Source organism: Georgenia sp. H159 (assembly GCF_035607575.1).
Taxonomy (GTDB): Bacteria; Actinomycetota; Actinomycetes; order Actinomycetales; family Actinomycetaceae; genus Oceanitalea.
The window spans coordinates 94,615-116,969 of record NZ_JAYDZY010000008.1; the positions used below are offsets into that span (position 1 = coordinate 94,615).

The 22,355-nt window shown below is 73.0% G+C and carries 21 protein-coding genes; 19 read left to right on the top strand and 2 right to left on the bottom strand.

Annotated elements, in window-relative coordinates; genetic code table 11:
* The first annotated feature begins 118 nt into the window (after positions 1 to 118).
* The 18 genes from rpsD (at position 119) to pyk (ending at position 20,173) form a co-directional block, all read left to right on the top strand.
* Complete coding sequence (gene rpsD, locus VR894_RS12805) at positions 119 to 751, top strand: 30S ribosomal protein S4 (RefSeq protein WP_324652097.1); 633 nt, start codon at positions 119 to 121, stop codon at positions 749 to 751.
* Positions 752 to 859: 108 nt separating this feature from the next.
* Positions 860 to 1,207 carry a DUF948 domain-containing protein gene (locus VR894_RS12810; protein WP_324652099.1) on the top strand — a complete coding sequence of 116 codons (348 nt, stop codon included), beginning with the start codon at positions 860 to 862 and terminating at the stop codon, positions 1,205 to 1,207.
* Positions 1,207 to 1,440, top strand: coding sequence for a hypothetical protein (locus VR894_RS12815; RefSeq protein ID WP_324652101.1), 234 nt, complete (start codon positions 1,207 to 1,209; stop codon positions 1,438 to 1,440). The genes VR894_RS12810 and VR894_RS12815 overlap by 1 nt, the downstream gene beginning before the upstream one ends.
* 31 nt (positions 1,441 to 1,471) lie before the next feature.
* Positions 1,472 to 4,165 (top strand): alanine--tRNA ligase, encoded by a 2,694-nt coding sequence (gene alaS, locus VR894_RS12820; protein ID WP_324652103.1) that lies wholly within the window; start codon positions 1,472 to 1,474, stop codon positions 4,163 to 4,165.
* Positions 4,162 to 4,656 (top strand): Holliday junction resolvase RuvX, encoded by a 495-nt coding sequence (ruvX, locus tag VR894_RS12825; RefSeq protein ID WP_324652105.1) that lies wholly within the window; start codon positions 4,162 to 4,164, stop codon positions 4,654 to 4,656. Before alaS ends, ruvX begins: the two co-directional genes overlap by 4 nt.
* On the top strand, positions 4,653 to 5,819 hold the full coding sequence (gene mltG, locus VR894_RS12830; protein WP_324652107.1) for an endolytic transglycosylase MltG: 1,167 nt from the start codon (positions 4,653 to 4,655) through the stop codon (positions 5,817 to 5,819). The genes ruvX and mltG overlap by 4 nt, the downstream gene beginning before the upstream one ends.
* A 2-nt stretch (positions 5,820 to 5,821) precedes the next feature.
* The gene (locus tag VR894_RS12835) at positions 5,822 to 6,757 is read left to right on the top strand and encodes a shikimate dehydrogenase (RefSeq protein WP_416380836.1); all 936 of its coding nucleotides are present in this window, start codon (positions 5,822 to 5,824) and stop codon (positions 6,755 to 6,757) included.
* On the top strand, positions 6,747 to 7,355 hold the full coding sequence (locus VR894_RS12840; protein WP_324652109.1) for an A24 family peptidase: 609 nt from the start codon (positions 6,747 to 6,749) through the stop codon (positions 7,353 to 7,355). The genes VR894_RS12835 and VR894_RS12840 overlap by 11 nt, the downstream gene beginning before the upstream one ends.
* Positions 7,356 to 7,502: 147 nt before the next feature.
* On the top strand, positions 7,503 to 8,714 hold the full coding sequence (gene aroC / locus VR894_RS12845; RefSeq protein ID WP_324652111.1) for a chorismate synthase: 1,212 nt from the start codon (positions 7,503 to 7,505) through the stop codon (positions 8,712 to 8,714).
* The gene (locus VR894_RS12850) at positions 8,711 to 9,259 is read left to right on the top strand and encodes a shikimate kinase (RefSeq protein ID WP_324652113.1); all 549 of its coding nucleotides are present in this window, start codon (positions 8,711 to 8,713) and stop codon (positions 9,257 to 9,259) included. The genes aroC and VR894_RS12850 overlap by 4 nt, the downstream gene beginning before the upstream one ends.
* Complete coding sequence (aroB, locus tag VR894_RS12855; protein WP_324652115.1) at positions 9,256 to 10,335, top strand: 3-dehydroquinate synthase; 1,080 nt, start codon at positions 9,256 to 9,258, stop codon at positions 10,333 to 10,335. The genes VR894_RS12850 and aroB overlap by 4 nt, the downstream gene beginning before the upstream one ends.
* Positions 10,336 to 10,388: 53 nt before the next feature.
* Positions 10,389 to 11,000 carry a hypothetical protein gene (locus VR894_RS12860; RefSeq protein ID WP_324652117.1) on the top strand — a complete coding sequence of 204 codons (612 nt, stop codon included), beginning with the start codon at positions 10,389 to 10,391 and terminating at the stop codon, positions 10,998 to 11,000.
* Positions 10,997 to 11,368 (top strand): hypothetical protein, encoded by a 372-nt coding sequence (locus VR894_RS12865; RefSeq protein ID WP_324652119.1) that lies wholly within the window; start codon positions 10,997 to 10,999, stop codon positions 11,366 to 11,368. The genes VR894_RS12860 and VR894_RS12865 overlap by 4 nt, the downstream gene beginning before the upstream one ends.
* Positions 11,369 to 11,403: 35 nt before the next feature.
* A complete protein-coding gene (gene efp / locus VR894_RS12870; RefSeq protein WP_324652121.1) occupies positions 11,404 to 11,967 on the top strand; it encodes an elongation factor P in 564 nt (187 codons plus the stop codon).
* A gap of 1 nt (position 11,968) precedes the next feature.
* On the top strand, positions 11,969 to 12,400 hold the full coding sequence (nusB, locus tag VR894_RS12875) for a transcription antitermination factor NusB (protein WP_324652123.1): 432 nt from the start codon (positions 11,969 to 11,971) through the stop codon (positions 12,398 to 12,400).
* Positions 12,401 to 12,629: 229 nt separating this feature from the next.
* Positions 12,630 to 17,201, top strand: coding sequence for a glutamate synthase large subunit (gene gltB, locus VR894_RS12880; RefSeq protein WP_324652124.1), 4,572 nt, complete (start codon positions 12,630 to 12,632; stop codon positions 17,199 to 17,201).
* Positions 17,194 to 18,678, top strand: coding sequence for a glutamate synthase subunit beta (locus VR894_RS12885; protein ID WP_324652126.1), 1,485 nt, complete (start codon positions 17,194 to 17,196; stop codon positions 18,676 to 18,678). The genes gltB and VR894_RS12885 overlap by 8 nt, the downstream gene beginning before the upstream one ends.
* 73 nt (positions 18,679 to 18,751) lie before the next feature.
* Positions 18,752 to 20,173 carry a pyruvate kinase gene (gene pyk, locus VR894_RS12890; protein WP_324652128.1) on the top strand — a complete coding sequence of 474 codons (1,422 nt, stop codon included), beginning with the start codon at positions 18,752 to 18,754 and terminating at the stop codon, positions 20,171 to 20,173.
* Positions 20,174 to 20,319: 146 nt separating this feature from the next.
* On the opposite strand, the gene VR894_RS12895 is transcribed toward pyk, so the two are convergent.
* A complete protein-coding gene (locus VR894_RS12895; protein ID WP_324652130.1) occupies positions 20,320 to 21,021 on the bottom strand; it encodes a hypothetical protein in 702 nt (233 codons plus the stop codon).
* A 111-nt stretch (positions 21,022 to 21,132) separates the two neighbouring features.
* Here VR894_RS12895 and VR894_RS12900 point away from each other — a divergent pair, with 111 nt between their 5' ends.
* Positions 21,133 to 22,008, top strand: coding sequence for a DUF1353 domain-containing protein (locus VR894_RS12900; RefSeq protein ID WP_324652132.1), 876 nt, complete (start codon positions 21,133 to 21,135; stop codon positions 22,006 to 22,008).
* A gap of 58 nt (positions 22,009 to 22,066) precedes the next feature.
* Here the strand turns inward: VR894_RS12900 and VR894_RS12905 are convergent, their stop codons facing one another.
* On the bottom strand, positions 22,067 to 22,267 hold the full coding sequence (locus VR894_RS12905) for a hypothetical protein (protein WP_324652134.1): 201 nt from the start codon (positions 22,265 to 22,267) through the stop codon (positions 22,067 to 22,069).
* Positions 22,268 to 22,355: the final 88 nt, after the last annotated feature.

Consider the following 22,355-nt stretch of genomic DNA (forward strand, 5'->3'; position numbering starts at 1 on the left):
TGCTAAACTCGTCCGGTTGCCTACGGGCAGCCACCTGGGGCCCTAGCCGTCAATGGTCGGCCCCGCGCGGCGGGAACCGTCCCGCACGCGTGACGTCACAACGACAGGAAGTACACGCATGAGCAAGAACAACCAGGCACGGTCGCGCCGTCAGGTGCGCCTGTCACGCGCCCTCGGCATCGCGCTGACCCCCAAGGCGGTCAAGCACTTCGAGAAGCGCCCCTACCCGCCCGGTGAGCACGGCCGTGCGCGTCGTCGCACCGAGTCCGACTACGCCGTCCGCCTCAAGGAGAAGCAGCGTCTGCGCGCGCAGTACGGCCTGCGCGAGGCACAGATGACCCGCGTCTTCGAGGAGGCCCGCCGCGAGCCCGGTCTGACCGGTGAGTCGCTGGTCGAGCTGCTCGAGATGCGCCTCGACGCCCTCGTGCTCCGGGCCGGCTTCGCCCGCACGATCGCCCAGGCCCGCCAGGCCGTCGTGCACCGGCACATCCTCGTCGACGGCAAGCTCGTCGACCGTCCGTCCTTCCGCGTGAAGCCGGGCCAGGTCGTCCAGGTCAAGCCGAAGAGCCAGACGATGACCCCGTTCCAGATCGCCGCCGCCGGCGCGCACCGCGACGTCCTCCCCGACGTCCCGGGCTACCTCGACGTCCAGCTGGAGAAGCTGCGCGCCGAGCTCGTGCGTCGCCCCAAGCGTGACGAGGTCCCCGTGACCTGCGAGGTCCAGCTCGTCGTCGAGTACTACTCGCGCTGACCGAGCACCTCGACATCGCGCCCCGGGCGCCGGCCACGCCGGTCCCGGGGCGCGGTCATTTGCGGGTAGCCTTCCCGCAGCGCCCCCGTCCGACCAAGGAGCCTGCACATGAACATCGGCGACATCGCCGGCATCGTGGCCGCCGTCGCGTTCCTCGCGCTCGTGGCCTTCCTCGCCGTCCCCCTGCTCAAGGTCGGCAAGGTGCTCGACGCCGCGACCGACTCCGTCCGTGAGGTCACCGCGCACGCGCTGCCGATCATCGACGAGGCCGCCGTCACGATCGCCGCGGGCAACACCCAGATCGCCAAGGTCGACACCGTGACGACCGCGGCGGCCGAGGTGTCCCAGAACGTGTCCGCGCTCACCACGCTCGTCTCCGCCACGGTCGGCGGTCCCCTCATCAAGGTGGCCTCCTTCTCCTACGCCGTCCGCCGACTCTTCCGGCGGGAGGCGTGATGCGTCGGACCGTCGTCGTCGGCACCACGGTGCTGATCGTCGTCGTGCTCGCCACGCCCGCGGCCCGCCGCGGGGTGAGCTCGGGGCTGGGCTCGGTCGCCGACGCCGTGCGCGCACGCGTCGCCGCCTTCCGCGCGGACTTCTCCGCCCGTGAGGACGAGCTGCGCGAGCGGCTGCTGCCCGACGACGCCGTCGTCGCCGCCGCCGCGCGCCACCGCGACCAGACCCGCTGACCGTCCCCTCCGTCACTTCCCACGAGGTTCCATGCGCACCGCCGAGATCCGCACCCGCTGGCTGGACTACTTCGCCAAGCAGGATCACCACATCGCCCAGAGCGTCCCGCTCGTGTCCCCGGACCCGTCGATCCTCTTCACGATCGCCGGGATGGTGCCGTTCATCCCCTACATCGTCGGCACGCAGGAGGCGCCCTGGCCGCGTGTCGCGTCCGTGCAGAAGTGCCTGCGGACCAACGACATCGAGAACGTCGGCCGGACCACCCGGCACGGCACGTTCTTCCAGATGAACGGCAACTTCTCCTTCGGCGACTACTTCAAGGAGGGGGCGATCACCTACGCCTGGGACCTCCTCACCACCTCCCAGGCCGACGGTGGGTACGGGCTGGAGGGCGACCGGCTCTGGGTGACCATCTGGGACCAGGACGCCGAGGCCCGCGACGCGCTCGTGCGGGTGGGTGTCGACGAGCGGCACATCGTGCGGCTGCCGCGGGAGGAGAACTTCTGGGACACCGGCCGCCCCGGCCCGGCCGGGCCGTGCGCCGAGTTCCACTACGACCGCGGCCCGGAGTTCGGTCCCGAGGCGGTCGGTGGGACCGTCGACCCCGGTGGTGACCGCTACCTGGAGATCTGGAACCTCGTCTTCGACCAGTTCCTGCGCGGCGAGGGCACCGGCAAGGACTACCCGCTGATCCGCGAGCTCGACCAGAAGAGCATCGACACCGGCGCCGGTCTGGAGCGCATCGCCTACCTGCTCCAGGGCAAGAGCAACATGTACGAGATCGACGAGGTCTTCCCCCTCATCGCCACGACCCAGGAGCTGACCGGGCGCCGCTACGGCGCCGACGGCGACGACGACGTGCGCATGAGGGTGATCGCCGACCACGTCCGCTCCTCGCTCATGCTCATCGGCGACGGCGTGCGGCCGGGCAACGACGGACGCGGCTACGTCCTGCGCCGGCTGATCCGCCGGGCCGTGCGCTCGGTGCGTCTGCTCGGCGTGGACGAGCCGGCGCTGCCGCACCTGCTCCCGGTCGCCAAGGACGCCATGGCGCAGTCCTACCCCGAGCTCGAGCAGGGCTTCCAGGTCATCAGCGACGTCGCCTACGGGGAGGAGGACGCCTTCCGGCGCACCCTGACCGCCGGCACGACGATCCTCGACACCGCGGTGAACCGAGCCAAGCAGGGCGCCGACGGCGGTCGCCCGCAGCTCGCGGGCACCGACGCCTTCGCCCTCCACGACACCTACGGCTTCCCCATCGACCTCACCCTGGAGATGGCCGCGGAGCAGGGCGTGAGCGTCGACGAGCAGGGGTTCCGCGACCTCATGGCCGAGCAGCGCGAGCGGGCGCGCGCCGACGCGCTGGCCAAGAAGACCGGCCACGTCGACCCGGAGCACTACCGCGAGCTGCAGTCCAGGCTCGGTGGCAGCACCCTGTTCCTCGGCTACTCCGACGCGACGTCCGAGGCGACCGTCGTCGGACTGCTCGTCGACGGGCGGCCCGTGCCGGCCGCGACCGCACCCGCCGAGGTGGAGGTCGTCCTGGACCGCACCCCGTTCTACGCCGAGGCCGGCGGCCAGCTCGCCGACCAGGGCACCATCAACCTCCAGGGCGGCGGCATCATCACCGTCGACGACGTCCAGGCCCCGGTCAAGGGCCTCATCGTTCACCGCGGCCGCGTCACCGAGGGCACGGTCGCCGTGGACGAGACCGGCGTCGCGATGATCGACACCGCCCGTCGCACGGCGATCGCCCGTGCCCACAGCGCCACGCACATGGTGCACAAGGCCCTGCACGAGACCCTCGGCGAGCAGGCCACCCAGGCCGGCTCGGAGAACGCACCCTCCCGCCTCCGGCTCGACTTCCGGCACGGCGCGCAGGTGCCCACGACGGCGCTCGGCGAGATCGAGGAGCGTGTCAACACGCTGCTCACCGAGGACCTCGAGGTGACCGACGCGGTCATGGACCTCGAGGACGCCAAGGCCTCGGGCGCCATGGCGCTGTTCGGTGAGAAGTACGGCTCGCGTGTCAGGGTCGTGTCGATCGGTGGGGACTGGTCCCGTGAGCTGTGCGCGGGCACGCACGTGGTGCGCACCGGCAACATCGGGCGCATCACGCTCCTCGGGGAGTCCTCGATCGGCTCGGGAGTGCGCCGGGTCGACGCCCTCGTCGGGGCCGGTGCCTACGGCTACCAGGCCCGCGAGCACGCGCTCGTCGGCCAGGTCACCAGCATCCTCGGCGGTCGTCCCGAGGAGCTGCCGGAGCGGATCTCCGGTCTCATGAGCCGGCTCAAGGCCGCCGAGAAGGAGCTGGCGGCACTGCGGCGCCAGCAGCTGCTCGGTGGCGCACGCCAGGTCGCGGACTCGGCGCGCGACGTCGGCGGCACCAGCGTCGTCGTCCACGACGCCGGTGAGGTGGCCGGGGGCGACGACCTCCGCACACTCGCCCTGGACGTCCGCGGCCGCCTCGGTGACGCACGTCCCACGGTCGTCGCCGTCGCCGGCACGAGCAACGGGCGACCCTCCGTCGTCATCGCGACCAACCCCGGCGCCCGCGACCTGGGGCTGCGGGCCGGGCAGCTGGTCCGCACGGCCGCCGGCCGCCTCAGCGGTGGCGGCGGCGGCAAGGACGACGTCGCGCAGGGCGGCGGCACCGACCCGGCCGCGGTGCCCACGGCGCTGGAGGCGGTCGTCGACGACGTCCAGGCTGTGGTCGGTCGATGAGCGACCCCGCCCCGGCCTTCTCCCGCGGCGTCCGCATCGGCCTCGACGTCGGGGCCGTCCGGGTGGGGGTGGCGCGCAGCGACCTCGACGGCCTGCTCGCGACGCCCGTCGAGACGGTGAGCGGCGACCGCCCCGTGCAGCTGCGGCGTATCCTGGAGATCGTGCGTGAGCTGGAACCGGTCGGAGTCGTCGTCGGCCTGCCCCGCCAGCTGTCTGGTGCCGAAGGGCAGGCCGCCGCCACCGCGCGCGAGTACGCTCAGGTGCTGGCACGGGAGTGTGTCCCCGTGCCCGTCCGGCTCGTCGACGAGCGGCTCACGACGGTCAGCGCCCACCAGGCGCTGCATCGGTCCGGCCGCCCGGGACGTCGTCACCGGTCGGTAGTCGACCAGGTCGCCGCAGTGATGATTCTGCAGGCGGCACTGGACCAGGAGCGCCGGACCGGTCAACCGGCGGGGGAGCTCGTCGACCACGAATTGGAGGCCCAGTCGTGAGCGACCTCTTCGACCAGGCACTGCTGGCCGACGAGCCTCAGCCGGGCACGGAGCACGAGCGGCGCGCTGCTCGCCGTGACCGGGTGGAGCGACGCCGTCGCCGTCGGCGCCGTACCGCCGTCGCCGTCGTGCTCAGCCTGCTCTTCGTCGTCGGCCTCGGTGTCGGCGCGTTCCTCCTCATCCGTCCCCTCTTCGACGACCGCGAGACCCCTCAGGCCGACGACTTCGCGGGTCCGGGAAGCGGCAGCGTCTCCGTCGTCATCGAGGAGGGCGCCACCGGCGCCGCCATGGCGGACACCCTGGTCGACGCCGGGGTCGTGGCCTCCCAGCAGGCCTTCGTCGAGGCGTTCAGCGCGAACCCCGCCGCGGCGCAGATCCAGCCGGGGACCTACGAGCTCATGGCGGAGATGCGTGCGGAGGACGCGGTCAACGCGCTCCTCAACCCCGCGAACAAGTCCGAGCTCCGGATCACCGTGCCCGAGGGTTGGCGTGCCAGCCAGATCTTCGAGCGGATCTCCAGCGTCGCCCAGATCCCCCTCGAGGAGGTCGAGGCGGCAGCCGCGGACCGCGAGGCCATCGGGCTGCCCGCCCACGCCGCCGAGAACCCCGAGGGCTGGTTCGCGGCCTCGACCTACATCCTGGAGCCCGACGCCGACGCCACCCAGATCCTCAGCGCGATGGTCGACCAGACCAAGAGCACCCTCGAGTCGCTCGGCGTCCCTGCGGAACGGCAGCACGAGGTGCTCACCCGGGCCTCGATCATCGAGCACGAGGTCAACCGGGAGGAGGACCGCGGCAAGGTCGCCCGCGTGCTGGAGAACCGGCTGCAGAACTGCAGCGGCGACGGACTCATCGGAATGGACTCGACGATCAACTACGGCATCGGTCGGTCCGGCGGTGTCCCGGAGCGTTCGGAGCTGGACAACGCGGACAACCCGTACAACACGCGCATCCACCCGGGACTGCCGCCGACTCCGATCGGCGCCCCCGGCGTCGCGGCCATCGAGGCGGTGCTCGACCCGCCCGAGGGCGACTGGTGCTACTTCGTCACCGTCAACCTCGACACCGGCGAGACCCGCTTCACCGGTGACTACTCCGAGCACCTGCGCAACCAGGAGCTCTTCCGCGAGTGGCTGGCGACGAACCCGACCGACGAGGACTGAGCGTGGACCGTGGTGCCCTCGGTGGTCCCGCGCTGCCCACGTACGAGCAGCGACCGGCCTTGCCGGCGGGGGCGCGCCGTGCCGCCGTGCTCGGCAAGCCGGTGGCGCACTCGCTGTCGCCGGTGCTCCACCGTGCCGCCTACGCGGCCCTGGGACTGGACTGGGTCTACGGCGTCGCCGAGGTCGACGACGGGCAGCTCGCCGCCGTGGTCGCCGCCCTCGACGGCGAGTGGGCCGGGCTGTCGCTGACGATGCCGCTCAAGCACGTCGCCCTCGAGGTGGTCGACGTCGTGGAGCCGCTCGCGCAGGTCGTCGGCGCCGTCAACACGGTGATCGTCCAGCCGGGCCCCGGTCGCGGGCTGCTCGTCGGGGCCAACACCGACGTCCACGGCGTCGTCGCCGCCCTGCGTGAGGCGTCCGGCCGCGCCGGGTGGCGGCCGCGGGGCGCGGTGGTGCTCGGGGGCGGCGCCACCGCCGCGTCCACGCTCGCCGCGCTGGCGGAGCTCGGCATCACCGAGTCCCTCGTGCTCGTGCGCAACCCGGCCCGCGCGGGGGCGCTGCAGCGTGCCGCCCACCGGATGGGCGTGCACGTGACGCTGCGCCGGTGGACCTCGCTCGAGCAGGCGGCCGAGGCGGTCCGGGGAGTCGACGTCGTCGTCTCCACCCTGCCCGCCCACGCGGGGGACGAGCTCGGGGACCACCTCGCGGCCACCGCGGGCGGAACGCGCCCGGGCCGGGTGCTGCTCGACGTCGCGTACGACCCCTGGCCGAGCAGGCTCGCCGCCGGCTTCGAGGCGGACGGCGGGACGGTGGCACCGGGCTGGGCGATGCTGCTCCACCAGGCCGCCGAGCAGGTGCGGCTGATGACGGGCCGACCCGCCCCGGTCGAGGCGATGCGCACGGCGCTGACCGGCGCACTCGCCCGCCGTGGCGGCTGAGGAGTCCTCGGACGGCCGGGCCGGCGCGCCGGGTCGGCCCCGGTGGCGGACGCCGCGGGTCGTCGGTGCCGCGTGCGTGGTGGCCGCGGTCCTCACCGTCGCGCTGCACGGGTGGCGGCCGGACCTGCCCGCGGCGGTCCTGCTCGCCGTCGTGGGCGTGCTCCTCGCCGCCGAGGACCTCGCCACGCACCGCCTGCCGAACGCCCTGCTCGCGCCGACCGCCGGCGCGCTGAGCGTCCTGCTCGTGGTCGCGGCCCTGGTGACCGGGGCGTGGCCCGACCTCGTGCGTGCCGCGGTGGCGGCGGTCGGCTGCGGCCTCGGCTACCTCGTGCTCGCGCTGCTGCGGCCGACGGGGCTCGGGATGGGCGACGTCAAGCTCGGGGCGCTGCTCGGCCTGTGGCTGGGGTGGCTCGGCTGGGAGGCTGTGCTTCTCGGCGTGCTGGCGGGATTCGTGCTCGGCGGTCTCGCCGGGGTCCTCCTCATGGCCGTCGGCAGGGCGAGCCGGACGACGGCGATCGCGTTCGGGCCGTGGCTGCTCCTCGGCGCCGCGGTCGCCGGCGTCGTCGCCGTCCGGGCCGGCCCCGTGCTCGGCGCCTGAGCGCGCCTCACCCCGCCCACCGCCGGTGCCCCTGGTGCCCACCGCCGGGAGACGGGGCGGCGAGGCGGGGGACCCGGCCGGTGCTCGCCGCGCCGCCTGCCGGACGTGCCGGCAGTGACGTCGGTGAGCCGTGGCAGGATGCCAGGCATGCGTTGGTTGACAGCAGGGGAGTCGCACGGCGAGGCCCTCGTCGGGGTCATCGAGGGCGTTCCGGCCGGGGTGGCGCTCACTACCGAGGACGTGCGCGCCGTGCTCGCGCGGCGTCGCCTGGGCCACGGCCGAGGTGCGCGCATGAAGTTCGAGCAGGACGAGGTGCGGCTGCTCGGCGGCGTGCGCCACGGGCGCACGATGGGCGGTCCGGTGGCCATCGAGATCGGGAACTCCGAGTGGCCCAAGTGGCAGACCGTCATGTCGCCCGACCCGGTCGACCCGACGGCCCTGGACGTCGACGCCGGCACCGGTGACCAGCGCGAGGTCGCCCGCAACAAGCCGCTGACGCGCCCGCGTCCCGGCCACGCCGACCTCGTCGGCATGACCAAGTACGCGCTCGAGGACGCTCGCCCCGTGCTCGAACGGGCCAGCGCCCGCGAGACGGCCACGCGCGTCGCGCTCGGGGCCGTCGCCGCGGCAGTCCTCGAGCAGGTCGCCGGCGTGCGGCTCGTCTCGCACGTCGTGTCCGTGGGCACGGTCGAGGTGCCCGACGACGCTCCCTCGCCCGGCCCGGACGACGTCGCGTTCCTCGACGCCGACCCGATCCGCTGCTTCGACCCGGCCACGTCGGCCGCGATGGTCGCCGAGATCGACGCCTGCCGCAAGGACGGGGACACGCTCGGCGGCGTCGTCGAGGTCCTCGCCTACGGCCTGCCACCCGGGCTCGGGTCCTTCGTGCACGGCGACCGCAAGCTCGACTCCCGCCTCGCCGGCGCAGTCATGGGCATCCAGGCGATCAAGGGCGTGGAGATCGGTGACGGCTTCCGCACCGCCCGTCGGCGGGGCTCGGCCGCGCACGACGAGATCGTCCACGGCGACGACGGCGTGCGTCGCACCACCAACCGTGCCGGCGGTGTCGAGGGCGGCATGAGCAACGGTGAGGTGCTGCGGGTGCGCGCGGCCCTCAAGCCGATCTCCACCGTTCCCCGGGCGCTGCAGACCATCGACGTCGCCACCGGCGAGCCCGCCACCGCCATCCACCAGCGGTCCGACGTGTGCGCGGCCGCGCCGGCCGCCGTCATCGTCGAGGCGATGGTCGCGCTGGTCGTCGCGGAGGCGCTGCTCGAGAAGACGGGCGGTGACTCGGTCGCCGAGTGCGCCCGCAACCTCGCCGCCTACCTCGACTCCATCCCGGCGGCCATGCGATGAGCGAGCCCACCGTCCCGCGTGCCCGCGTGGTGCTCGTCGGCCCGCCCGGCGCGGGCAAGACCACCGTGGGGCACGAGCTCGCCCGCATGCTCGGGGTCACCCTGCGGGACACCGACGAGGACGTCGAGCGCCTCGAGGGCCGCACGATCAGCGACATCTTCATCGAGGACGGCGAGGCGCACTTCCGGGTGCGTGAGCACGAGGCCGTGCTGCGCGCCCTCGCGGAGCACGACGGCGTCGTCGCGCTCGGTGGGGGAGCGGTGGAGCATCCCGCGACCCGGACGGCGCTGCGCGCGGTCCCCGTGGCCTACCTCGACGTGTCGATGGCCAAGGCGCTCCCGCGCGTGGGGCTGTCCGGCGCGCGTCCGCTCCTCGTCGACAGCCCGCGGCGCCGCTGGATGTCCCTCATGGAGGCCCGTCGGCCGCTGTACGAGGAGGTCGCGGGCCTGGTCGTCAGCACCGACACCGAACCCGTGCCGCGGGTGGCCACCCTCATCGCCGAGGCGCTCGAGCGCGGCGAGCTGCTGCCCCGGGAGGGGGCGTGATCGAGGCCAGGATCGCCGTGCGGGCGGAGCGCGACTACGAGGTGCTGGTCGGGCGCGGCCTGGAGGACGCCACGGCCGCCGCGGTCGGCGCAGAGCCGCGGCGCGTGCTGCTCGTCCACCAGCCGCCGCTCGTCGAGCGGGCGACCCTGCTGGAGCGGGCCCTGTCCGCCGCCGGCCACGAGGTCCTCACCGCGGTCGTCCCGGACGGTGAGGCCGCCAAGACGTCCGCCGTGCTCGCTGACCTGTGGGCGCGTCTCGGCCGGGCCGCCTTCACCCGTCAGGACCTCGTCGTGGGGCTGGGCGGTGGGGCGGCGACCGACCTCGCCGGGTTCGTCGCGGCCACCTGGCTGCGCGGCGTGGGCGTGGTCCACGTGCCGACCACCCTCCTGGGCATGGTCGACGCCGCCGTGGGCGGCAAGGCCGCCATCAACACGGGCGAGGGCAAGAACCTCGTCGGCGCCTTCCACTCACCGCGCGCGGTGATCTGCGACCTCGACACCCTCGCCACGCTGCCGCCCGACGACCACGCCGCGGGCCTCGCCGAGGTCGTCAAGTGCGGGTTCATCGCCGACCCCCGGATCCTGGAGCTCGTCGAGGCCGACGGCGGAGCCGCCGCGCGCGACCACGGGTCGTCGGTGCTCGCCGAGCTGGTCCGGCGTGCGATCGAGGTCAAGGCCGACGTCGTCTCGAGCGATCTGCGTGAGGCGGGCCGCCGGGAGTTCCTCAACTACGGGCACACGCTGGCCCACGCCATCGAGCTGAGCGAGGACTTCCGGTGGAGGCACGGCCACGCCGTCGCCGTCGGGATGGTCTTCGCCGCCGAGCTCGCCCGGGCGGCTGGACGGCTCCCCGCCGCCGACGTCGCCCGCCACCGGGAGGTGCTCACCATGCTCGGACTGCCGACGACCTACCGGCAGGACCGGTGGCCGCAGCTGCTCCGGGCGATGGGACGCGACAAGAAGACACGCGGATCGACGCTGCGCTTCGTCGTCCTCGACGGCATCGCGCGGCCCGGCCGCCTGGAGGGCCCGGATCCCGCGCTCCTCGAGCAGGCGTACGCGACGTTGGAGCCCTGACCCCGAAAGGACAGGTCCTTGATTCCTCGTTATCAAGCGTCTAGCCTTGCGGCATGTTCGTCATGACGGTCGACCAGAAGGGGAGCCAGCGGCGCGGCGACGCGGTGCCGGACCTCCTCGATGCCGTCGGCGAGTGGCGGGCGGGGCGTGAAGGGGAGCCGTTCGTGCTGCCCATGGAGCGCACCGTCGGGGACGAGGTCCAGGGAGTGCTCTCCGACCCCGCCGCCGTCGTCAGCCTCGCGCTGCTGCTCCAGCGGCGCGGCGGGTGGAGCGTCGGGATCGGCGCCGGACCCGTCGTCGAGCCCCTCGCGGACAGGGCGCCGGCCAGCTCGGGGGAGGCCTTCGTCCTCGCCCGGACCGCCGTCGAGCGTGCCCGCGGCCGAGCGGTCAGCGTGCCCCTCGCCGTCGACGGCACGGACCCCGCCGCCGCCGAGGAGGCCGAGTCCCTGCTCCAGCTGCTCGCCGCCGTCGTGCGCCGGCGTACCGCGGCGGGATGGGAGGTCGTCGACCTCATGGCGCAGGTCGACACCCAGCGGGAGGCCGCCGACCGGCTCGGCATCACCGCGCAGGCGGTGAGTCAGCGCCTGGACACGGCGCTGTGGCAGGAGGAGGTGCGGCTGCACCCGCTCGCCGCGCGCCTGCTCCGGACGGCGGAGGCGGCATGACCTGGGCCGGCGTGGCCGTCGTCGCCGGGGCGCTCGTCGTCTCGGTCCTCCTCGGGCGCCTCGTCACCGCCCTGGTGCTGCGTCGGGTGGAGTCCGCACCGCCCGGGCGTGGAGTGCTGCGCGGTGGTGCCTGGATCGGCATGCTCGAACGCGCGGCGATCACCGGCACCATCATGGCCGGGTTCCCCGAGGGCATCGCGATCGTGCTCGCGATCAAGGGCCTGGGCCGCTACCCCGAGCTGCGGGAGAGCCACCCGGACAAGCGCAGCCCGGCCGCGGAGCGCTTCATCATCGGCACGCTCATCTCCTATACGTGGGCCGGTGCCAGTGCCGTGCTGGGTGTCTGGGGCCTGCACGCGTTAGGCTGACTGGCGCTCGTTCCCCGACACGCAAGGACATCTCCGTGGCCACCACCAACGACCTGAAGAACGGCATGGTGCTCGTCATCGACGGCAACCTCTGGTCCGTCGTCGAGTTCCAGCACGTCAAGCCGGGCAAGGGTCCCGCCTTCGTGCGCACCAAGATCAAGAACGTGCTGTCCGGCAAGACGGTCGACAAGACGTTCAACGCCGGCGTCAAGGTCGAGACCGCCACCGTGGACCGCCGGGACATGCAGTACCTGTACCAGGACGGTACGGACTACGTGTTCATGGACACCTCCACCTACGACCAGCTCCCCGTGAGCCAGGACGTCGTCGGGGACGCCGCGAACTTCCTCCTCGAGGGGCAGATGGCGACCGTCGCGACGCACGACGGTCGGGTACTGTACGTCGACCTGCCGGCGTCGGTCGTCCTCGAGGTGACCTACACCGAGCCGGGCCTCCAGGGCGACCGCTCCTCCGCCGGAACCAAGCCGGCCACCGTCGAGACGGGCTATGAGATCCAGGTCCCGCTGTTCCTCGAGCAGGGCACCAAGGTGAAGGTCGACACGCGCAGCGGGGAGTACCTCGGGCGCGTGAACGACTGAGATGGCTGCCCGCACCAAGGCGCGGACCCGAGCGGTCGACGTCCTCTACGAGGCGGACCAGCGCGCGCTGGCCGGCTGGGAGATCGAGCTGCGCGAGCTGCTCGCCCAGCGCCTCCAGCACACGGCGGCGCAGACAGCGCTCCCGCAGTACGCCGTCGACATCGTCGAGGGTGTGGCCGACCACGCCGGCGAGATCGACGAGCTCATCACCACCTACGCCCAGGAGTGGACGCTGTCGCGGATGCCCGCCGTCGACCGGGCCATCCTGCGGCTCGGCGTGTGGGAGCTGATGTTCAACGACGACGTCCCGGGTGCCGTCGCGGTGGACGAGGCGGTCGCCCTGGCGTCCAAGCTGTCCACCGACGACTCGCCCCGCTTCGTCAACGGCCTGCTCGGCCGCATCCTGGAGCTCGAGGCCGGAGGTCGCAGCTAGGAGCGAACGCCGTGGCCGGCGCGCCCGCCCGCGCGCGTCCCGAGAGCCGGACTCCTCCCGCAGGAGTCCGGCTCTCGGCGTTGGTGGCGCGTCCACGATGCAAGACGTCGGGCGAGTCTGGGCTCCAAGGTTCCACCAGGGGGTCAGCGGAGAGTAAAGTCGCCCCTCGCTGGGTCAACGAGGCCCCACATCGAGTCAAGGAACAGGTGCAGACGAAGGGCAGACCCACATGGGACCGATTCACGGGACACCGCCGCAGTCCGGCGCGCCGCCGCGCGGGGGACTCTACGACCCCGCCCACGAGCACGACGCGTGCGGCGTCGCCTTCGTCGCCACCCTCCGCGGGACCCCGGGCCGGGACATCGTCGACGCGGGCCTGTCCGCCCTGGAGAACCTCGACCACCGGGGCGCGGTGGGCGCGGAGAAGGACACCGGCGACGGCGCCGGCATCCTCGTCCAGGTCCCCGACGCCTTCCTGCGCGCGGAGGTGGGCTTCGCGCTGCCCGAGCCGGGGCACTACGCCGTGGGGCTGGCCTTCCTCCCCGGGGGGAACGGCGCCTCGGTCGAGCGTGCTGCCGCCGTCGCGGCCGTCGAGCGCATCGCCGACGAGGAGGGCCTGCGCGTGCTGGGCTGGCGCGAGGTCCCCGTCGACGAGCACCTCGTCGGACCGATGGCCCGCGCGGCCATGCCGGCCTTCCGCCACCTGGTCGTCGCCGACGCCGAGGGGCAGCGGGAGGGCGTGGCGCTGGACCGCCTCGCCTACCGGCTGCGCAAGCGCGCCGAGCACGAGCTGGGGGTCTACTTCGCGTCGCTGTCCGCGCGCACCCTGGTCTACAAGGGGATGCTGACCACGGCGCAGCTCGCGCCCTTCTTCCCCGACCTCACGGACCCGCGGCTGGTGAGCACCCTCGCGCTGGTCCACTCGCGCTTCTCGACCAACACCTTCCCCTCGTGGCCGCTGGCCCAGCCGTTCCGGATGGTCGCGCACAACGGTGAGATCAACACCGTGCGCGGCAACCGCAACTGGATGGGCGCCCGCGAGGGTGTCGCCTCCTCCGAGCTGCTCGGGGACCTCGAGCCGCTGCTGCCAGTCTGCCCGCCCGGGGCCAGTGACTCCGCGTCCTTCGACGAGGTGCTGGAGCTGCTCCACCTCGCGGGGCGGCCGCTGCCGCACGCGGTGCTCATGATGATCCCCGAGGCTTGGCAGAACCATGCCGAGATGGACGAGGCGCGGCGCGCCTTCTTCGAGTACCACGCGGCGATCATGGAGCCGTGGGACGGCCCGGCGGCGATGACCTTCACCGACGGCACGCTCATCGGTGCGGTGCTGGACCGCAACGGGCTGCGCCCCGCGCGCTACTGGGTGACCGACGACGGCCTCGTCGTCCTCGCCTCGGAGTCGGGCGTGCTCGACATCGACCCGGCCACGGTCACCCGCAAGGGTCGGCTGGAGCCCGGCCGCATGTTCCTCGTCGACACGGCAGCAGGGGAGATCGTCGACGACGACGCGCTCAAGACCGAGCTCGCCGCCGCCCGCCCGTACGCCGACTGGATCGCCGAGCACACGCTCCACCTCGCCGACCTGCCCGACCGCGAGCACGTGCTGCACTCCCGCTCCTCCGTCGTGCGCCGCCAGCAGGTCTTCGGCTACAGCGAGGAGGAGCTGCGCATCGTGCTCGCCCCGATGGCGCAGACCGGCGCCGAGGCGCTCGGGTCGATGGGCACCGACACCCCCGTCGCCGTGCTCTCCAGCCGTCCGCGGATGCTGTTCGACTACTTCGCCCAGCAGTTCGCCCAGGTGACCAACCCGCCGCTGGACGCGATCCGGGAGGAGCTCGTCACCTCCCTCAGCGGTGCGATCGGGCCCGAGCCGAACCTGCTCGCCGACCTCCCCGAGCACGTGCGCAAGCTCGTGCTGCCCTTCCCCACGATCGACAACGACCAGCTCGCCAAGATCGCCAACGTGGGGACCGCGCGGGCCGGCCGGGGGCTGCGGTCTGTCGTCGTCTCCGGGCTCTACCCCGTCGCGGGCGGGGGCGCGGCGCTCGAGCAGCGGCTGGAGGAGATCTTCGCCGAGGTCGACGCCGCGATCGAGGACGGCGTGAGCTTCATCGTGCTCTCCGACCGTCACTCGACCGCGGCCCTGGCTCCCATCCCGTCGCTGCTGCTCACGGCGGCCGTCCACCACCACACGCTGCGCCACCGGACCCGCACCAAGGTCAGTCTCCTCGTCGAGGCCGGTGACGTGCGCGAGGTCCACCACGTCGCGCTCCTCGTCGGGTACGGGGCGGCGGCCGTCAACCCCTACCTCGCCATGGAGAGCGCGGAGGAGCTCGTCCACACCGGTGCGATCAGCGGGCTGAGCGCGGACCAGGCCGTCTCCAACGTCATCCGGGCCCTCGGCAAGGGCGTGCTCAAGGTGATGAGCAAGATGGGCATCTCCACGGTGTCCTCCTACCGGGGTGCCCAGGTCTTCGAGTCCCTCGGGTTGTCCCGCGAGCTCGTCGCCCGCTACTTCACCGGCACCCCCGCCCCGCTCGACGGCGTCGGCCTGGACGTCCTGGCGGCCGAGGTGGCGGCGCGGCACGCGACCGCCTACCCGCCGTCGGGCATCTCCCCGGCCCACCGCAGCCTCGACGTCGGCGGTGAGTACCAGTGGCGGCGTGAGGGCGAGCCGCACCTCTTCGACCCGGAGACGATCTTCCGGCTGCAGCACGCCACCCGCACGCGCAAGATGGACGTCTTCCGTGACTACACCCGCCGGGTGGACGAGCAGGCCGAGCGGCTGATGACCCTGCGCGGCCTCTTCCGGCTGCGGGAGCGGCCACCCGTCCCGATCGACGAGGTCGAGCCGGTGAGCGAGATCGTCAAGCGGTTCTCGACCGGTGCGATGTCCTACGGCTCCATCTCGGCCGAGGCGCACGAGACGCTGGCGATCGCGATGAACACCCTCGGCGCGCGGTCCAACAGCGGGGAGGGCGGTGAGGACACCGACCGCCTGCACGACCCGCTCCGGCGCTCCGCCGTCAAGCAGGTGGCGTCCGGACGGTTCGGCGTCACCGCCGACTACCTCACCAGCGCCGACGACATCCAGATCAAGGTGGCCCAGGGCGCCAAGCCGGGGGAGGGCGGGCAGCTGCCCGGACCCAAGGTCTACCCGTGGGTCGCCGGGACCCGGCACTCCACGCCCGGCGTCGGGCTGATCTCCCCGCCACCCCACCACGACATCTACTCCATCGAGGACCTCGCCCAGCTCATCCACGACCTGAAGAACGCCAACCCGAGCGCGCGGGTGCACGTCAAGCTGGTGAGCGAGGCGGGCATCGGCACGGTCGCGGCGGGCGTGGCCAAGGCGCACGCCGACGTCGTCCTCGTCTCGGGGCACGACGGCGGGACCGGCGCCAGTCCGCTGACCTCCCTCAAGCACGCGGGCGGTCCGTGGGAGCTCGGGCTGGCCGAGACGCAGCAGACCCTCATCCTCAACGGGCTGCGGGACCGCATCGTCGTGCAGACCGACGGCCAGCTCAAGACCGGGCGCGACGTCGTCATCGCGGCGCTCCTCGGGGCGGAGGAGTACGGCTTCGCCACCGCGCCGCTGGTCGTCGCGGGCTGCATCATGATGCGCGTGTGCCACCTGGACACGTGCCCCGTCGGCATCGCCACCCAGAACCCCGAGCTGCGGGAGCGGTTCACCGGCAAGGCCGAGCACGTCGTCGCCTTCTTCGAGTTCATCGCGCAGGAGGTGCGTGAGCTGCTCGCCGCCCTCGGGCTGCGCTCGCTCGACGAGGCGGTGGGGCGGGTCGACCTGCTCGACACCGATGCGGCCGTGGGCCACTGGAAGACGGCGGGGCTCGACCTCAGCCCGGTCCTCGCGAGCATCGACCCCGCCCCGGGGACCGCCCGCCGGTGCATCCGCGCCCAGGACCACGGGCTGGAGGCCGGGCTCGACGTCACGCTCATCGAGCAAGCGCGCGCCGCCCTCGACGACGGTGTCCCCGTGCGCCTCGACCTGCCCGTCCGCAACGTCAACCGCACCGTCGGCACCCGGCTGGGCCACGAGCTCACCAAGCGCTACGGCGCCGCGGGACTGCCCGACGGGACGATCGACATCACGCTGCGCGGCACCGCAGGTCAGTCCCTCGGGGCCGTGCTCCCGGCGGGCATCACGCTGCGCCTGCTCGGGGACGCGAACGACTACGTCGGCAAGTCGCTGAGCGGCGGACGCATCATCGTGCGGCCCGAGGCGGAGTCGCGGCTGGTCGCGGCCGACAACACCATCGCGGGCAACGTCATCGGCTACGGCGCGACGTCCGGGGAGCTGTTCCTCTCCGGGCGCGTCGGGGAGCGGTTCTGCGTGCGGAACTCCGGTGCCAGCGCCGTCGTGGAGGGTGTGGGCGACCACGCGCTCGAGTACATGACGGGCGGGACCGTGCTCATCGCGGGCCCGACCGGGCGCAACCTGGGTGCCGGCATGTCCGGGGGCACCGCCTACGTCCTCGACCTCGATCGCGGCCGGGTCAACGCACCGGCGCTGGCGGACGGCGAGCTGCTGCTCGACGCTCTCGACGCCGAGGACCGGTCCATCGTCCTGGACCTCCTGCGCCGCCACCTCGAGCACACCGGCTCGCGTGTCGCCGAGGAGCTCCTCGCCGACCCGGACGCCGCGTGCGCCCGATTCACCAAGGTCCTGCCCCGCCGCTTCGCGGCCGTCTCCGCAGCCCTCGCCGACGCGGCCCAGGAAGGGCTGGACGCCGGTTCCCCGGACGTGTGGAGCACCATCCTGGAGGCATCCAATGGCTGACCCTCGTGGCTTCCTCACCTACCGCGAACGCGAACTGCCCGCCCGCCGCCCCGTGCCCGTGCGGATCCTCGACTTCTCCGAGGTGTACACACGCCGGCAGGAGGACGCGGCAGCGCTGACCCGGCAGGCGACCCGCTGCATGGACTGTGGCGTGCCGTTCTGCCACGCCGGGTGCCCCCTCGGCAACCTCATCCCGGAGTGGAACGAGCTCACCCGGCGTGAGGACTGGGAGGCGGCGATCGGCCGGCTCCACGCGACGAACAACTTCCCGGAGTGGACCGGCCGGCTGTGCCCGGCGCCCTGCGAGAGCGCGTGCGTCCTGGGCATCAACCAGCCGGCGGTGACGATCAAGAACATCGAGCAGTCGATCGCTGACAACGCCTGGGACCAGGGGCTGGTCACGCCCCAGGTGCCGGACCGGCAGACGGGCCGGACGGTCGCGGTCGTCGGGTCCGGTCCCGCCGGGCTCGCGGCCGCCCAGCAGCTCACCCGCGCCGGGCACACCGTCGCGGTCCTCGAGCGCGACGACCGCATCGGCGGCCTGCTCACCTACGGCATCCCCGACTTCAAGATGGAGAAGGTGCAGGTCGAGCGGCGGGTCGCGCAGATGGAGGCGGAAGGCACCGTCTTCCGTCCCGGGGTCGACGTCGGTACCGACATCACCGGTGAGGAGCTGCGGGAGCGGTACGACGCCGTCGTCCTCGCGCTCGGGGCCACCGTGCCCCGCGAGGTGCCCGTGCCCGGCCGTGAGCTCGACGGGGTCCACGTCGCGATGGACTACCTCGTCCAGGCCAACCGGGTGGTCGCGGGCGAGGACGTGGCCGACCAGGTCGTCGCGACCGGCAAGGACGTCGTCATCATCGGCGGTGGAGACACCGGCTCGGACTGCTTCGGCACCGCCAAGCGGCAGGGGGCCCGGTCGGTCACGCAGATCGACATCAACGTCCGGAGGGGGGACGAGCGTGCCCCCGGGGAGCCGTGGCCGATGGACCCGCGGGTCTTCACGGTCTCGACCTCCCACGAGGAGGGCGGTGAGCGGGTCTTCGGCACCGCGACGCTGGAGTTCCTCAGCGATGGCTCCACCGGTCCCGGGACGGTGAGTCACCTGCGCATGGTCGAGGTCGTGCGCCACCCCGACCGGTCGACCACCCCGGTCGAGGGCACCGAGCGGGTCATCCCCGCTCAGCTCGTCCTCGTCGCCATCGGGTTCGAGGGCGTCCCGCGGGGTGGTCTCGTCGACCAGCTCGGGGTGGAGGTCGACGCGCGCGGCCGTGTCACCCACGATGAGACGTTCGCCACGTCGGTGCCCGGTGTGTTCGTCGCCGGGGACGCCGGGCGCGGACAGTCCCTCATCGTCTGGGCGATCGCCGAGGGGCGCTCGTGCGCCGCCACGGTCGACCGCTACCTGGGCGGCGGCACAGAGCTCCCGACCCCCGTGATCGCGAGCAGCGCACCCATCGGTGCCGACCTCCGGTAGCCGCGCGAGGGGGGCGTCTCGCGAGCCCAACGTCCCCCTCGCCACCTCCGGATCGGGCGATAGGGTGGCACCCATGCGTAGAGCAAAGATCGTGTGCACCCTTGGGCCGGCGACAGAGTCCGCCGACCAGATCCAGGCGCTCGTCGATGCCGGCATGGACGTGGCACGGATCAACCGAAGCCACGGCTCCGCCGACGAGCACGAGACCGTTTACCACCGGGTGAGGGCTGCGGCCCAGGCCTCCGGGCGCGCCGTGGCGGTCCTCGTCGACCTCCAGGGCCCCAAGATCCGCCTCGGGCGGTTCACCGAGGGGGAGGTGCAGCTCGAGGAGGGCCAGACCTTCACCATCACGACCGAGGACGTCCCCGGCACGGCCGAGATCGCGTCGACGACGTACGCCGGTCTGCCCGGCGACTGCCGCCCCGGTGACCGGATCCTCATCGACGACGGCCGGGTCGCCGTCCGGATCCTCGAGGTCGACGGCCCGCGGGTCGTCACCCGGGTCGAGGTCGCCGGTCCCGTCTCGAACAACAAGGGCCTCAACCTGCCGGGCGTGGCCGTCAGCGTGCCCGCCCTGTCGGAGAAGGACAAGGAGGACCTGCGCTGGGGCGTGCGCCTCGGTGCGGACTTCATCGCGCTGTCCTTCGTCCGGAACGCGGCGGACATCGAGGACGTCCACGCGATCATGGACGAGGAGGGCCGGCGGGTGCCGGTCATCGCCAAGATCGAGAAGCCGCAGGCGGTCGACAACCTCGTCGAGATCGTCGACGCCTTCGACGGCATCATGGTCGCCCGTGGTGACCTCGGCGTGGAGCTGCCGCTCGAGGAGGTGCCGGTCGTGCAGAAGCGCGCGGTCGAGCTGGCCCGCCGCAACGCCAAGCCGGTCATCGTCGCCACCCAGGTGCTCGACTCGATGATCACCAGCCCGCGTCCGACTCGCGCCGAGGTCTCGGACTGCGCCAACGCGATCCTCGACGGGGCCGACGCCGTCATGCTCTCGGGCGAGACCTCCGTGGGTCAGTTCCCCATCGAGTCCGTCCGCACGATGGCTCGCATCGTCGAGCACACCGAGGAGGCCGCCGGGGAGCGCATCGCCCCGCTCGGCACCACCCCGCACACCCGCGGCGGTGTCATCACCCGCGCCGCTGCCGAGATCGGTGAGCTGCTCGGCGTGAAGTACCTCGTGACGTTCAGCCAGTCGGGTGACTCGGCGCGCCGGATGTCCCGCCTGCGGTCGTCGATCCCGCTGCTGGCCTTCACCCCGCTCACCTCCACGCGCAACACGCTCGCCATGACGTGGGGCGTGCAGACCTACGAGGTGCCGGAGGTCGCGCACACCGACGACATGGTCGCCCACGTCGACCAGCTGCTCAGCAAGTCGGGGCTGGCCGAGGACGGGGACCGCGTGGTCATCGTCGCCGGCATGCCGCCGGGGCAGATCGGCAGCACCAACTCGATCCGCGTCCACAAGATCGGCGAGCTGCCCTCGCGCTGACGCCTGACGTGCTCAGCCCCGCCGGGTACACCCGGCGGGGCTGAGCCGTCCCCGGCGCGCTCCGGCCGCGTCGTCGGCGACCGTGCCGATCCGGGGACCGCCGCGGTCCGCCGGGGGCTCGAGCGCGCCGGTGCCGGCCGGGCTCGTCAGGACGGCGAGGTGGCCGTCGGCGGTGCGTCGAGGGCGCCGGCGATGCGCTGCTCGAAGGCGTCCGTGGCCGCGGTGGGCAGCACGACGAGCCCCTCGAGCTCGCGAGTGGCTCGCCGGTAGGCCGACTGACGCTCCGCATGGGTCGCTGCGGCATCGTCCGCGAGGGCGAGGAACTTCTTGGCGCGCACGAGAGCCTGCTGCTCGGCCGGCGAGAAGTCGGCAGCCCTCCGCCGGCGTGCCTCCTGCTCGGCGACGTCGAAGGCGGTCTCGTAGCGGCGGACCGCGTCCCGGTAGCTCGCGAGGTAGGCGGGGTCCTCGAGCTCGGTGGGGTCTTCCGGGCGGGCGGTGTCGGCTTCCCGCTTCGCGCGGTGGAAGTCGACGGTGAGCGGCTCCCGCATGTCGGTGATGAGCGGGTAGTCGATGAGCTTGGCGACGTCGAGCTCGTACTCCAGCCAGCGTCTCGTCACGGCGTCGTGGCGGCCGAGGGTGCCCTTGATCTCCGCCTGTGTGGCCGCCACCTGCTCCGCCGCGGCGGTGCGCGCGCCGTACTTGATGCGGGCGAGCTCGAGCTTGTCCCGGCGGCGCCGCTCGTCCCACGTGCGGGCGTTCTTCATGAACGCGCCCACCGACCCGCCGAAGGCGGCACCGAGCGGGAACACGAGCCACCAGTAGGAGCCGATGAACTCGTAGAACGTCACGCCCGAAGTCTAGGAGAGTGCCGGCCTCGGACGTACAGGTCGGGCGCGGATGTCGGTGGCGAGCCGTAGCCTCGGGCACAGCAGCAGACGTCGGAGCCACGGGGGTGCAGGATGCCGTTCGTTCGGAAGGCGGAGGACGGACGGTGGCGGGCGTGCACCACCGTCGACCTCCGCCAGCTGCCCGAGCGCAGCCGTCTCACGGTCCGCTTCGAGGTGCTCCAGGAGTTCGGGTACACCGACCAGCGACCGGACGGCCGCGACGACGCCGGTCCGACGTGGTCGCGCACGGCCGTGGACCACGTGGTCCCCGCGGGCTTCGTCACCGACCTCGCCTCGGTCCCCGAGCTGCTGTGGGGTGTCATCGCCAGCTACGGACGGCAGACCCTCCCGGCCGTCCTCCACGACACGCTCTACCGCGACGCCTCCGCGGTGGGCACCGCCCCGGAGGCACGCCGGCTGCGCCGCGTGGCCGACGTGCTGTTCCGGGCGACGCTGCGGGAGAGCGGCGCGGGCCCGGTGCGCCAGTGGATGATGTGGGCAGCGGTGCGGACCTTCGGCAGTCCCGTCGTCGTCGTGCCGCTCGTGGTGCTCGCCGTCGTCCTCCTCGCCGTCGGGGTCCTCGCCGTGGGCGGATGGCTGACCGCCCCGGCGATCGCGTGGGGGACGGTGCTGGTGGCCGCCGTCGGACTGCTGTCGGCGATGGTCATCACCAGCGTCGAGGACGACGGCGGCCGGGTGCGCTTCCGGCCCACGAGCCTCGCCAGCCTGCTCGGTGCCGCGGCCATCGCTCTCGCGTCGATGCCGCCGGTCATCGTCGTCATCGTCGTGACCGCGGCGGTGCGTGCCGTCGTGGAGCTGGGGGAGCGGCCGGTGGCGTGGGCGGTGGACGGCCCGTCCGGCGAGCTGGTCGCGGCGACGGCGCGGATCACCTGGTCGCCGCTCCTCGCTCGGGTGCCGGAGGCCGCGGAGGACGGGCGGGTGGACTGAAACGACCGCGGGACCCGGTCGCCCGGGTCCCGCGGTCGTGTATCAGTTATACGTCAACTCAGATCCGGCACCAGAACCACCAGCCGACCACCTGGCAGAAGGACGCGTCGGGCGTGATCTCGGAGCCACCCGGAGCAGTGATGGCGGGGGTCGACGAGCCCGGGAGCTCGAGGCTGGAGGGGGCCGCGGCGGCGGGGGCCATGGAGAGGCCGACGACGGCGATGGCGACGGCCGTGGCCCGGGCCAGGGTGCTCTTCATTGTTTCCTCATTCGTTAGCAGGGTGGAGGTCCCTTCATGGTCACGGCCAGGTGTCGAAAACTCCATCCTCCTAAAGTGGGAGGAGACT